The organism is Aeromonas sp. QDB14 (assembly GCF_027707845.1).
Classification (GTDB): Bacteria; Pseudomonadota; Gammaproteobacteria; order Enterobacterales; family Aeromonadaceae; genus Aeromonas; species Aeromonas caviae.
On the sequence record NZ_JAPCJD010000017.1, the window covers coordinates 1 to 12,545 of the forward strand.

The following is a 12,545-nucleotide window of genomic DNA, read 5'->3' on the forward strand; positions in this document are numbered from 1 at the left end:
CAGGCAGCCTGTCAAGGTATTCGAAGAGTACTGTCAGGCGGCATAGGCGAGTGTCGCACTTCGAAGTTGAATTCGCGGACTGGTGTTAAATTAAATGAAAAACAACATAAAAAATGCCGCCCTCGGGCGGCATTTCTGTATCAGAGATAACAGGCTAACTTACCAGCCGGTCACTTCACGCAGGGCCTTGCCGATATCGGCCAAGGAGCGCACGGTTTTCACGCCGGCATCTTCCAGGGCGGCAAATTTCTCGGCCGCGGTGCCTTTACCACCGGCGATGATGGCGCCCGCATGACCCATGCGCTTGCCAGCCGGGGCGGTGACGCCCGCGATGTAGGAGACCACCGGCTTGGTGACGTGGGCCTTGATGTAGGCCGCCGCGTCTTCCTCGGCGTTGCCGCCGATCTCGCCGATCATCACGATGGCTTCGGTCTGCGGGTCATTCTGGAACATCTCCAGAATGTCGATGAAGTTGGAGCCCGGGATGGGGTCGCCACCGATACCGACGCAGGTGGACTGGCCGAAGCCCTCGTCCGTGGTCTGCTTGACCGCTTCGTAGGTCAGGGTGCCGGAGCGGGAGACGATGCCCACCTTGCCCGGCTTGTGGATGTGGCCCGGCATGATGCCAATCTTGCACTCACTCGGGGTGATGACACCCGGGCAGTTGGGGCCGATCATCCGCACGCCGGTTTCCTGCAGCTTCACCTTGACGTCCAGCATGTCCAGGGTCGGGATGCCTTCGGTGATGGTGACGATGAGCTTGATGCCGGCATCGATGGCTTCCAGGATGGCGTCCTTGCAGAACGGCGCCGGCACATAGATGACGGAGGCGGTGGCGCCGGTGGCTTCCACGGCGTCACGGACGGTGTTGAACACCGGCAGGCCCAGGTGGGTGGTGCCGCCCTTGCCCGGGGAGACGCCGCCGACCATCTGGGTACCGTAGGCAATGGCCTGTTCGGAGTGGAAGGTACCCTGACCGCCGGTAAAGCCCTGGCAGATCACCTTGGTGTCTTTGTTGATCAGAACGCTCATTATTTGGCCTCCGCTGCTTTTACCACTTGCTGAGCTGCGTCAGTCAGACTCGTTGCGGCGATGATATTGAGGCCGCTGTCGGCCAGTTTACGGGCACCCAGTTCGGCGTTGTTGCCTTCCAGACGCACCACCACGGGCACTTTCACACCCACTTCCTTGACGGCGCCGATGATGCCTTCCGCGATCATGTCGCAGCGCACGATGCCGCCAAAGATGTTGACCAGCACGGCTTGTACCTTGCTGTCGGAGAGGATGATCTTGAAGGCCTCGGTCACGCGCTCCTTGGTGGCGCCGCCGCCGACGTCCAGGAAGTTGGCAGGGGAACCGCCGTGCAGGTTGACGATGTCCATGGTACCCATGGCCAGGCCGGCGCCGTTGACCATGCAGCCGATGTTGCCATCGAGCGCCACATAGTTCAGCTCCCACTGGGCGGCGTGCGCTTCGCGGGGGTCATCCTGGGACGGATCGTGCATCTCGCGCAGCTTGGGCTGGCGATACAGGGCGTTGGCGTCGATGTTGATCTTGCCGTCCAGGCAGTGCAGGTTGCCCTTGTCGGTGATGACCAGGGGGTTGATTTCCAGCAGGGCGAAGTCGCAGTCCAGGAACATCTGGCCCAGGCCCATGAAGATCTTGGTGAACTGCTTGATCTGATCGCCGACCAGACCCAGCTTGAAGGCCAGCTCGCGGGCCTGATAAGGCTGCGGGCCTACCAGGGGATCGATGGCAGCCTTGTGAATGAGTTCCGGGGTTTCGTGGGCGACTTTCTCAATCTCCACGCCACCTTCGGTGGAAGCCATGAAGACCACGCGGCGAGAGCCACGGTCGACCACGGCGCCCAGGTACAGTTCCTTGGCGATGTCGGTGCAGGACTCCACCAGGATCTTGGTAACCGGCTGACCGTTGGCGTCAGTCTGATAGGTCACCAGATTCTTGCCGAGCCAGTTCTGGGCGAAGGCGCGGATCTCGTCCTTGCTCTTGGCCAGCTTGACGCCGCCCGCCTTGCCGCGGCCACCGGCGTGGACCTGGCACTTGACGACCCAGGTGTTGCCGCCAATCTTGTCGGCCGCTTCGGCCGCTTCCTGTGGGGTGGCACAGGCATAACCTTCGGAGACCGGCAGGCCATACTCGGCAAACAGCTGTTTTGCCTGATATTCATGCAGATTCATAGATGCTCTATCCGTGTTGTAGGTATTTCCGTCCGGGGCTCGTGTTTCTCAATCCCCTGTGAATGGGGGCCTGGGCGGCCCCTCGTTATCTTTCAGTCACGCTTGCTCAGACATCCAGCAGCAGACGAGTCGGGTCTTCCAGCAGCTCCTTGATGGAGACCAGGAAGCCCACGGACTCGCGGCCGTCGATGATGCGGTGATCGTAGGAGAGCGCCAGGTACATCATCGGCAGGATCTCGACCTTGCCGTCGACGGCCATGGGGCGGTCCTGGATCTTGTGCATGCCCAGAATGGCGCTCTGGGGCGGGTTGATGATGGGGGTGGACATCAGGGAGCCGAACACGCCACCGTTGGTGATGGTGAAGTTGCCACCAGTCAGTTCATCCACGGTCAGCTTGCCGTCACGGCCCTTGCCCGCCAGATCCTTGATGGCCTTCTCGATGTCCGCCAGGCTCATGTTGTCGCAGTCACGCAGCACCGGGGTCACCAGACCACGGGGGGTGGAGACGGCGATGCTGACGTCGAAGTAGTTGTGGTAGACGATGTCGTCACCATCCAGCGCGGCGTTCACTTCCGGGTAGCGCTTGAGGGATTCGACCACGGCCTTCACATAGAAGGACATGAAGCCGAGCTTGATGCCGTGCTTCTTCTCGAAGATCTCGCCGTACTGCTTGCGCAGCTTCATGATGGGCGCCATGTTGATCTCGTTGAAAGTGGTCAGCATGGCGGTGGTGTTCTTGGCCTCCAGCAGACGCTCGGCGATGCGCTTGCGCAGACGGGTCATGGGCACACGCTTCTCGGTGCGACCGGCCAGCGGCGCGACCGGTGCGGCAGCCACGGGAGCGGCAGCAGTCGGCGCAGCCACCGGAGCCTTGCCCAGATTCTTGATGAAGGCTTCCACGTCTTCCTTGGTGACACGACCACCCTTGCCGGTGCCGGTCAGCTTGGCGACGTCGATGTCGTGCTCGGCCACCATGCGGCGCACGGAAGGGCTCAGGCCATCGGCAGCGTCATCGGCCACGGCTTCCACCGGCTTCTCGCTGGTCGCTTCACCGGCAACGGGGGCCGGCTTGAGCATGGCGATCAGCTGGCGGGAGAGCACGGTTGCCCCTTCGCTCTGCAGGATGTCGCCCAGTACGCCGGCTTCCGGCGCGGGCACTTCCAGCACGACTTTATCGGTTTCGATGTCAACCAGCACTTCGTCACGGGCAACCAGATCACCCGGTTTCTTGTGCCAGGTCGCGATGGTGGCATCCGCCACTGATTCCGGCAGGTCCGGTACCTTGATCTCGATAGTCATGTAATCAGTTCCTTGTTACTTCTTGGCCAGCAGGCTTGTTCCAGGTCAGAGAGGGTCCCGACACGGGCCCTCTCATCCACAACTCGTTATTCCAGGGTAAGGGCGTCTTCCACCAGGGCTTTTTGCTGCTTGGCGTGGACGGACATGTAACCGACGGCCGGTGAGGCCGACGCCGGGCGACCGGCATAACGCAGACGGGCATGGCTTGGCAGCACGCTGTCGTAGTGATGACGGGTGCTGTACCAGGCGCCCTGGTTCTGCGGCTCTTCCTGACACCAGACGAAGTCGGTGACATGGCTGTAATCGGCCAGGATGGCGCGCACTTCCTCTTCCGGGAAGGGGTAGAGCTGCTCGATCCGTACCAGGGCCACGTCCTGCTGCTCGGCCTTGCGACGGGCATCGAGCAGGTCGTAGTAGACCTTGCCGGAGCAGAAGACCACGCGCTTGACGCCTTTGGGATCCAGCGCATCGATTTCGCCGATGGCGTTCTGGAAGGTGCCCTCTGCCAGCTCTTCGAGCTTGCTCACCGCCAGCGGGTGGCGCAGCAGGGATTTGGGCGTCATCACGATGAGCGGACGGCGCATGGGGCGCACTACCTGGCGACGCAGCATGTGGAACACCTGCGCCGGGGTGGAGGGCACGCACACCTGCATGTTGTGCTGGGCGCACATCTGCAGGTAACGCTCCAGACGGGCGGAAGAGTGCTCCGGGCCCTGACCCTCGTAACCGTGGGGCAGCAGCATGGTCAGGCCACACATCCGGCCCCACTTCTGCTCGCCGGAGGAGAGGAACTGATCCACCACCACCTGGGCGCAGTTGGCGAAGTCACCGAACTGGGCTTCCCAGATGGTGAGACCGGCCGGCTCCGCGCTGGCGTAGCCATACTCGAACGCCAGGACCGCGTTCTCGGTCAGCACGGAGTCGTACACCTCGAACGGGCCCTGCTCGTCATGCAGGTTGCACAGCGGAGTGTAGGTGCTGGCATCGGTCTGACTGTGCAGCACGGCGTGGCGATGGAAGAAGGTACCGCGGCCGGAGTCTTCCCCGGTAAAGCGAATGCGGGATCCCTTGTCCACCAGGGTGGCGTAGGCCAGAGTCTCGGCGAAGCCCCAGTCCACCAGCTTCTCACCGGCGGCCATCAAGCGACGGTCTTCGTAGATCTTCTCGACCTGACGTTGCAGCACATGGGTCGCCGGGTACTGGCTGATGCGCTCACCCAGGGCCTTCAGATGATCCATGGGCACAGTGCTGTCATAGGCCATGGCCCAGTCGTGACCCAGATACGGCGTCCAGTCCACGGAGTGCAGCTCCATGGGGCGCCACTCCTTGCTCACCCGCTCGCCCCGATCCAGGGTGTCGCGATAGTCGTTGACTAGCGTGGTGGCCAGCTCCGGCGCGATGGCTCCTTCGGCGATCAGCTGATCGGCGTAGATCTTGCGCGGGGTCGAGTGCTGCTTGATCTTCTGGTACATCAGGGGCTGGGTCGCGCTCGGCTCGTCAGCCTCGTTGTGGCCGTGACGACGGTAGCAGACCAGCTCGATCACCACGTCGCGCTTGAAGGTGTTGCGGTAATCCAGGGCAATCTGGGTCACCAGCACCACGGCTTCCGGGTCATCCCCGTTGACGTGCAGCACAGGGGCCTGCACCGCCTTGGCGATGTCGGTGCAATATTCGGTGGAGCGCAGGTCACGGATATAGGAGGTGGTGAAGCCCACCTGGTTGTTGATGACGATGCGCACCGTGCCGCCCACGCCATAGGCACGGGTCTGGGACATGTTGAAGGTCTCGGCAACGACCCCCTGCCCCGCGATGGCGGAGTCACCGTGGATGGTGATGGGCAGGACGCTGGAGCCGTCCTTGTCACCGCGACGGTCCATACGGGCACGCACGGAGCCGATGACCACGGGGTTGACGATCTCGAGGTGAGACGGGTTGAAGGCGAGCGCCAGGTGGACGTTGCCGCCCGGGGTGGCGAAGTCGGAGGAGAAGCCCATGTGGTACTTCACGTCCCCTGTGCCCCAAGATTCGCCGTGCTTGCCGGCAAACTCGTCGAACAGGTCCTGGGCGCGCTTGCCCAGCACGTTGATGAGCACGTTGAGGCGACCACGGTGGGCCATGCCGATGACGGCTTCCTTGCAACCCTGCTCACCGGCGCGGCGAATAAGCTCTTTGAGCATGGGCACCATGGCATCGCCCCCTTCCAGGGAGAAACGCTTGGCCCCCGGGAACTTGGCACCCAGGTATTTTTCCAGCCCTTCGGCGGCGGTCAGGCTCTCGAGGAAGCGGGTCTTCTCTTCGAGGGTATAGTTGCCCTTCCCTTCGATGGATTCCAGCCTGTCTTGCAGCCAGCGCTTCTCCTCGGTGGAGGTGAGGTGCATGTAGTCGGCGCCGATGCTGCCGCAATAGGTCTTCTTGAGCGAGGCATACAGATCGGAGAGCACCATGGTCTCGCGACCGATGGCGTAGGAGCCCACATTGAAGGTGGCCTCCATGTCTGCACCTTGCAGGTTGTGGAAGGCCGGATCCAGCTCGGCGACCGGCTCGCGCTGCCACAGACCCAGGGGGTCCAGGTTGGCGTTCTGGTGACCGCGGAAGCGGAAGGCGTTGATCAGTTGCAGTACGCGAACCTGTTTGGCATCCACCTGGGGATCGGAGACGGGAGCGCTGTAACGGGAGGAGTCCTTGGCCAGGCGGCGGAAATAGTCGCGAACCTGGGAGTGGGGTTGTTCTACTGCATGTCCGTTGACCTGGGGCAGCGACTGGAACAGGCTGCGCCATTCGTCGGCAACGGAGTCGGGGTTTTCCAGGAAGGATTCGTACAAATCCTCAATGTAGCTTGCATTCGCACCAGCCAGGTGAGATGACTCCAACCAGGCCTTCATCACGCCGTTATGCATTTCTATCCCTTGTACATCTTGTTCGCTGCACTGCAGCTTGTAGGGTCATAGCCATCCCGGGGCGGGATGGCTATCCAGAGGTCGGGCCCGGCGCAAGGCGCCCTGGCCCCGATACTACACGGCCCGGTTGAGCAACATCGACTTGATCTGACCGATGGCCTTGGTCGGGTTCAAGCCCTTGGGACAGACGTTCACGCAGTTCATGATGCCGTGGCAGCGGAACACGCTGAAGGCGTCATCCAGGTTGCCCAGTCGCTCACTGGCCGCAGTATCGCGGCTGTCCGCCAGCCAGCGATAGGCGGCGAGCAGGCCGGCCGGACCGATGAACTTGTCCGGGTTCCACCAGAAGGAGGGGCAAGAGGTGGAGCAGCAGGCACAGAGTATGCACTCGTACAGGCCATCCAGCTTGGCGCGCTCTTCGGGGGATTGCAGGTGCTCACGCACGGGCGGCAGTTTTTCGTCGTTGATGAGGAAGGGTTTGACCTTCTCCCACTGGGTGTAGAACTGGGTCATGTCGATCACCAGATCCCGGATCACCGGCAGACCGGGCAAGGGCCGAATGACGACCTTGCTGCCCTTCTTCAAGAGATCGGAGAGCGGCGTGATGCAGGCCAGACCGTTCTTGCCATTCATGTTGAGACCGTCAGATCCACATACCCCTTCGCGGCAGGAGCGGCGGAAGGCGAGCGTGGGATCCAGCTCCTTGAGCTGGATCAGTGCGTCGAGCACCATCATGTCGGAACCTTCAGGAATATCAAGACGATAATCCTTCATATACGGGACGTTATCAACGTCCGGATTGTATCTGTAGACAGAGAATGTGACGTTCATTGTGCTTGGCTCCGCAATCAGTAAGTCCGGACCTTGGGCGGGAACGCCTCACGGGTCTTGGGTGACATGTTGACAGCGCGACGGGTCATGGACTCGGTGTCCGGATGATAGAGGCTGTGGCACAGCCAGCTCTCATCGTCACGCTCCGGGAAGTCGAAGCGGCTGTGGGCGCCACGACTCTCGGTACGGAAGTTCGCCGCCACCGCGGTGGCATAGGCGGTCTCCATCAGGTTGTCCAGCTCCAGGCACTCGATGCGCTGGGTATTGAACTCCTTGGAGGTGTCGTCCAGACGGGCGTTCTTGAGACGCTCGCGGATGAGTTTCAGCTCGGCCAGCCCTTCTGCCATGGCATCCCCTTCCCGGAACACGGAGAAGTTGTTCTGCATGCAGCGCTGCAGATCCTTGCGGATCTGGGCCGGGTCTTCCCCGTCACGGTTGTTTTCCCAGCGGTTGAAGCGCTCCAGCGCCTTGGCGATGTCGGCGTCGGTGGCTTCCACACCGTGCTCCATCGAACCAAGGGTCTCCACCAGGTGCATGCCGGCAGCACGACCGAACACCACCAGATCCAGCAGGGAGTTGCCACCTAAACGGTTGGCACCGTGCACGGAGACGCAGGCGATCTCGCCCACCGCGAACAGACCGACCACCGGCACGTCGTTGCCATCCTTGTCCTGGGTCAGGCACTGGCCGTTCACGCTGGTCGGCACGCCGCCCATCATGTAGTGGCAGGTCGGGATGATGGGGATGGGCTCTTTGACCGGATCCACGTGGGCGAAGGTGCGAGAGAGCTCGCAGATGCCCGGCAGACGGGATTCCAGCACCTCTTTGCCGAGGTGATCCAGCTTGAGCTTGATGTGCGGGCCCCAGGGACCGTCGCAGCCACGGCCTTCGCGGATCTCGATCATGATGGAACGGGCCACCACGTCGCGACCGGCCAGGTCCTTGGCGTTCGGCGCATAACGCTCCATGAAGCGCTCGCCGTCCTTGTTCAGCAGGTAGCCGCCTTCACCGCGGCAACCTTCGGTCACCAGTACCCCTGCCCCGGCGATGCCGGTCGGGTGGAACTGCCAGAACTCCATGTCCTGCACGCCGACCCCGGCACGCAGCGCCATGCCGACGCCGTCACCGGTGTTGATGTGTGCGTTGGTGGTGGACTGGTAGATGCGACCGGCGCCGCCAGTGGCGAGCACGGTGGCCTTGGCCTTGAAGTAGACGACTTCACCGCTCTCCATGTCGATGGCGGTACAGCCAACGATATGACCATCCTGGTTCTTCACCAGATCCAGGGCATACCACTCGGAGAAGACGGTGGTCTTGTTCTTGACGTTTTGTTGATACAGGGTGTGCAGCAGGGCGTGACCGGTGCGGTCGGCTGCCGCCGCGGTGCGGGCAGCCTGCTCGCCGCCGAAGTTCTTGGACTGACCGCCGAACGGACGCTGGTAGACGGTACCGTTATCAAAGCGGGAGAAAGGCAAGCCCATGTTCTCCAGCTCATAGATGGCCTCGGGGCCGGTCTTGCACATGTATTCGATGGCTTCCTGATCACCGATGTAATCGGAGCCCTTGACGGTGTCATACATGTGCCACTGCCAGTTGTCGTCGTGGGCATTGCCCAAGGCGACCGTGATCCCGCCCTGGGCGGAGACCGTGTGGGAACGGGTCGGGAAAACCTTGGATAACAGGGCGCAGCTCTTGCCGGACTGGGCAATCTGCAGCGCGGCGCGCATACCGGCGCCACCGGCACCGATCACGACCGCATCAAATTCACGAGTTGGAATAGTCACCTTACACACCCCACAGCACGACGAAACCCGTCATCACATAGACAAACAGCACCACCACCAGCACAAACTGCAGCGCACCGCGCAGTCCGACCGGCTTGATATAGTCGGTCAGCACCTGCCACAGACCGATCCAGGCGTGGATCAAGACGCATACGAGTGTCAGCAGGGTGAAGACCTTGGTGAAGGTGTTGGAGAAGAAGCCGGTCCACACCTCGTAGGTGATGTCGTTGAACGCGACAAAGCCAACCAGATAGAGGACGTAGCACGTCATGATGAGGGCGGTGGCGCGGATCAGGATGTAATCATGAACACCGCTGCGCCCGAAAGTTGCAGAATTGGTTACCATACCAGTACCCCCGCCAATACCGCCAAAACCGCGGTGATCACGAAGGCCACACGGGCACTCTGATTACCGGATTCCAGCTCTTCCCAATAGCCCATGTCCATGACCAGGTGCCGCAGACCGCCCACGATGTGGTAAGCCAGCGCGGTCAGGATCCCCCACAGCACGAACTTGACCAGGAAGTTGTCCATGATGGCAACGACCGATTCAAATCCTTCGGGAGAGGCGAGTGAAGTACCAAGCATCCACAGCAAGATGGCCAATGCCACAAAGGTGATGACCCCTGAGACACGATGCAAGATGGAAGCGATGGCGGTGACAGGAAAGCTGATCGTCTGTAGGTCGAGGTTTACAGGTCTCTGTTTGTTTTTCACGGCTTTGCCCACTCAGCTCCATTGAGCACGTTAGTTATTGTTTTCACACGCTTTGAGGGCGAGGAGTGGCATTTGTTAGGTTTTTGTTACCAAAACAACTCAGGAAAGCCAAAAATAACATTTTCGATATCACATCTGGCTTTGCGAAAGCGTTTCAAACACCGACGACCATCACCCACGTGGCGCAGTATATCGGCGGCCTTAACCAATGACAATCAAATAGCTACACAGAAAATCCAAAACCGTAAACCAGATCTCACAACAGCTTTAACAAGTCATTAATGATCATCCAGCAAAATTGACAAAGACATGGTTCTCTGGTTCAAATAAGGCGCTCCAGCCGCCGTGGTACGGGTAAGAACCTTTGCCAGCGTCATAACAGTCGTAATAAAGTAGGGCTGGAACCAAATTATAAAAGAGCAAAGGAGACGTGCTATGGCTGATAAGATAGCCACCCTACATCTGCCCGGAAAAGAGCCGGTTGAATTGCCGATCCTCTCCGGTACCGTTGGACCCGATGTGATCGATGTCAGAAAGCTGGGCACGCAAGGATATTTCACCTTCGACCCCGGCTTCATGGCCACCGGTTCTTGCAAATCTTCCATCACCTACATCGATGGCGACCAGGGTGTCTTGCTGCACCGCGGTTACCCCATCGCCCAGTTGGCCACCCAGGCCAGCTACCTCGAAGTCTGCTACATCCTGCTGTACGGCGAGGCCCCCACCAAGACCCAATATGCGGAATTTGAACGTCTGGTCACCCGCCACACCATGGTGCACGAGCAGATCGCCTTCTTCTTCCGCGGCTTCCGCCGCGACGCCCACCCCATGGCCGTCATGTGCGGCGTGGTCAGCGCACTGTCCGCCTTCTATCATGACGCCCTTGACATCAACAACGAGGAGCATCGCGAGATCTGTGCCTTCCGTCTGCTCTCCAAGATGCCGACCCTGGCCGCCATGTGTTACAAGTACTCCATCGGCCAGCCCTTCATGCAGCCGCGCAACGCCCTCTCCTATGCAGGCAACTTCCTGCACATGATGTTTGGCGTGCCGACCGAAGAATACAAGGTCAACCCCATCGTCGAGCGCGCCATGGACCGCATCTTCACCCTGCATGCGGACCATGAGCAAAACGCCTCCACCTCCACCGTGCGTCTGGCCGGTTCTTCCGGTGCCAACCCGTTTGCCTGTATCGCTGCGGGGATCGCCTCCCTGTGGGGCCCGGCCCACGGTGGTGCCAACGAAGCCTGCCTCAAGATGCTCGAAGAGATTGGCTCCGTGGATCGCATTCCCGAGTACATCGGCCGCGCCAAGGACAAGAACGATCCGTTCCGTCTGATGGGCTTCGGTCACCGGGTCTACAAGAACCACGATCCCCGTGCCACCGTGATGCGCGAAACCTGTCACGAGGTGCTTACTGAGCTGCAGATCAAGGATCCGCTGCTGGACGTGGCCATGGAGCTGGAACGCATCGCGCTGTCCGACCCCTACTTCATCGAGAAGAAGCTCTACCCGAACGTGGACTTCTACTCCGGCATCATCATGAAGGCCATCGGTATCCCCATGTCCATGTTCACCGTGATCTTCGCCATCTCCCGTACCATCGGCTGGATTGCCCACTGGAACGAGATGCACTCAGACCCGGATCAGAAGATCGGCCGTCCCCGTCAGCTCTACACCGGTCAGCCCCTGCGCGAGTTCGTGCCCCTCGACCAGCGCTGAGCCCGATCTGTCATGGTTTGTTACAAAGGCGGTCATTGACCGCCTTTTCTTTTGCAGGTTTAATCGCGCCCTTTTACGCCAAGGACACTCATCATGAAATCTCCCCTGCTCCTCAGCTCCGCCCTCCTGCTCAGCGCCTGCCAGAGCGCCCCGACCACCGAAACCCTCTATATCCAGGACAAGCTGGCAGACTGCGTCGGTGTCGCCCCCATGAAGTGCATGCAGGTGCGCAGTCAGCCGGGCGAGAGCTGGAGTCTCTTCTATCAGCAGATCGAAGGCTTCACCTTTGAACCGGGCTTTCGCTATCAACTCGAAGTGAGCAAGGAGCAACTTGCCGATGTGCCGGCCGATGCCCCTTCCTTGCGCTACCAGCTGATCAAGATCGTGAGCAAGGAGCCGGTTCGCTGACGAGTCGCTGACAGGTGACCCGGTTTCGTTTGTGTGCTCTCTGGGGTATGCTGTCACCCCTTTTTGCCACGGTTTGAGTACGGACCCGACCCGCATCATGATCACCATCCGCACCATCCGCACGCCAGACTGGCCCGCCATCATGGCCATCCAGCACGAGTGTTATCACCAGTTCGAACCCGAGCCCCTCGAGGTGATGCAGAACAAAACCGAGCTGGCCCCCGCCTCCTGCTGGGTGGCCGAGCGTCAGGGCAAAGTGCTGGGTTACCTGCTCTGCCACCCCTGGCGTGCCCACCAGCCCCCGCCCCTCTCGGTGCCGATGAAGGCGCTGGCCGGCCACGACGAGTTCTATCTGCACGATCTCGCTGTCTCGAGCAAGGCACGCGGCCTGGGTGTCGGACAGCGACTGCTGGCAAGGGCGCTCGCTTTCGCGAGCCATGCAGGATATCGCCATGCAGGCCTGGTGGCGGTTCAGGATGCCCCCGCCTTCTGGCGCAAGCAGGGGTTTGTGCCCGCCGACACCGGCAAATCGCTGGTGGAGTATGGTGACGGGGCAGTCTATATGCGGTTGCCCCTGGCTGACAGCGGTCCCAAACCGGGAACCATCAGCAGAATTCAATAAAAAGAGTTCAATAAAAAAGGCGCCTTTCGGCGCCTTTTTCTATTTCGCGTTGCGCTCCCCACAGGG

General features: G+C 60.8%; 11 protein-coding genes. 3 read left to right on the forward strand and 8 right to left on the reverse strand.

Going from position 1 to position 12,545, the window contains the following annotated elements:
- Positions 1-159 precede the first annotated feature (159 nt).
- The 8 genes from sucD to sdhC form a co-directional block, all read right to left on the reverse strand.
- Positions 160-1,032 (reverse strand): succinate--CoA ligase subunit alpha, encoded by an 873-nt coding sequence (gene sucD / locus PG887_RS07845; protein WP_270821435.1) that lies wholly within the window; start codon positions 1,030-1,032, stop codon positions 160-162.
- Positions 1,032-2,198 (reverse strand): ADP-forming succinate--CoA ligase subunit beta, encoded by a 1,167-nt coding sequence (sucC, locus tag PG887_RS07850; RefSeq protein WP_005300220.1) that lies wholly within the window; start codon positions 2,196-2,198, stop codon positions 1,032-1,034. The genes sucD and sucC overlap by 1 nt, the downstream gene beginning before the upstream one ends.
- A 106-nt stretch (positions 2,199-2,304) precedes the next feature.
- Positions 2,305-3,498, reverse strand: coding sequence for a 2-oxoglutarate dehydrogenase complex dihydrolipoyllysine-residue succinyltransferase (gene odhB, locus PG887_RS07855; RefSeq protein WP_042863770.1), 1,194 nt, complete (start codon positions 3,496-3,498; stop codon positions 2,305-2,307).
- Between the two features lie 86 nt (positions 3,499-3,584).
- Positions 3,585-6,395, reverse strand: coding sequence for a 2-oxoglutarate dehydrogenase E1 component (sucA, locus tag PG887_RS07860; protein ID WP_270821436.1), 2,811 nt, complete (start codon positions 6,393-6,395; stop codon positions 3,585-3,587).
- A gap of 114 nt (positions 6,396-6,509) precedes the next feature.
- Complete coding sequence (locus PG887_RS07865) at positions 6,510-7,226, reverse strand: succinate dehydrogenase iron-sulfur subunit (protein WP_010674497.1); 717 nt, start codon at positions 7,224-7,226, stop codon at positions 6,510-6,512.
- 17 nt (positions 7,227-7,243) lie between these two features.
- Positions 7,244-9,010 carry a succinate dehydrogenase flavoprotein subunit gene (gene sdhA / locus PG887_RS07870; RefSeq protein ID WP_029314421.1) on the reverse strand — a complete coding sequence of 589 codons (1,767 nt, stop codon included), beginning with the start codon at positions 9,008-9,010 and terminating at the stop codon, positions 7,244-7,246.
- Between the two features lies 1 nt (position 9,011).
- Positions 9,012-9,356 carry a succinate dehydrogenase, hydrophobic membrane anchor protein gene (sdhD, locus tag PG887_RS07875; RefSeq protein ID WP_010674495.1) on the reverse strand — a complete coding sequence of 115 codons (345 nt, stop codon included), beginning with the start codon at positions 9,354-9,356 and terminating at the stop codon, positions 9,012-9,014.
- The gene (gene sdhC, locus PG887_RS07880; protein WP_029314418.1) at positions 9,350-9,739 is read right to left on the reverse strand and encodes a succinate dehydrogenase cytochrome b556 subunit; all 390 of its coding nucleotides are present in this window, start codon (positions 9,737-9,739) and stop codon (positions 9,350-9,352) included. The genes sdhD and sdhC overlap by 7 nt, the downstream gene beginning before the upstream one ends.
- A 423-nt stretch (positions 9,740-10,162) precedes the next feature.
- On the opposite strand from sdhC, the gene PG887_RS07885 reads away from it, so the two are divergent.
- The 3 genes from PG887_RS07885 (at position 10,163) to PG887_RS07895 (ending at position 12,479) form a co-directional block, all read left to right on the forward strand.
- A complete protein-coding gene (locus PG887_RS07885) occupies positions 10,163-11,449 on the forward strand; it encodes a citrate synthase (protein WP_010674492.1) in 1,287 nt (428 codons plus the stop codon).
- Between the two features lie 93 nt (positions 11,450-11,542).
- On the forward strand, positions 11,543-11,857 hold the full coding sequence (locus PG887_RS07890; protein WP_104455825.1) for a DUF4377 domain-containing protein: 315 nt from the start codon (positions 11,543-11,545) through the stop codon (positions 11,855-11,857).
- Positions 11,858-11,954: 97 nt separating this feature from the next.
- Positions 11,955-12,479 (forward strand): GNAT family N-acetyltransferase, encoded by a 525-nt coding sequence (locus PG887_RS07895; protein WP_010674490.1) that lies wholly within the window; start codon positions 11,955-11,957, stop codon positions 12,477-12,479.
- Positions 12,480-12,545 lie beyond the last annotated feature (66 nt).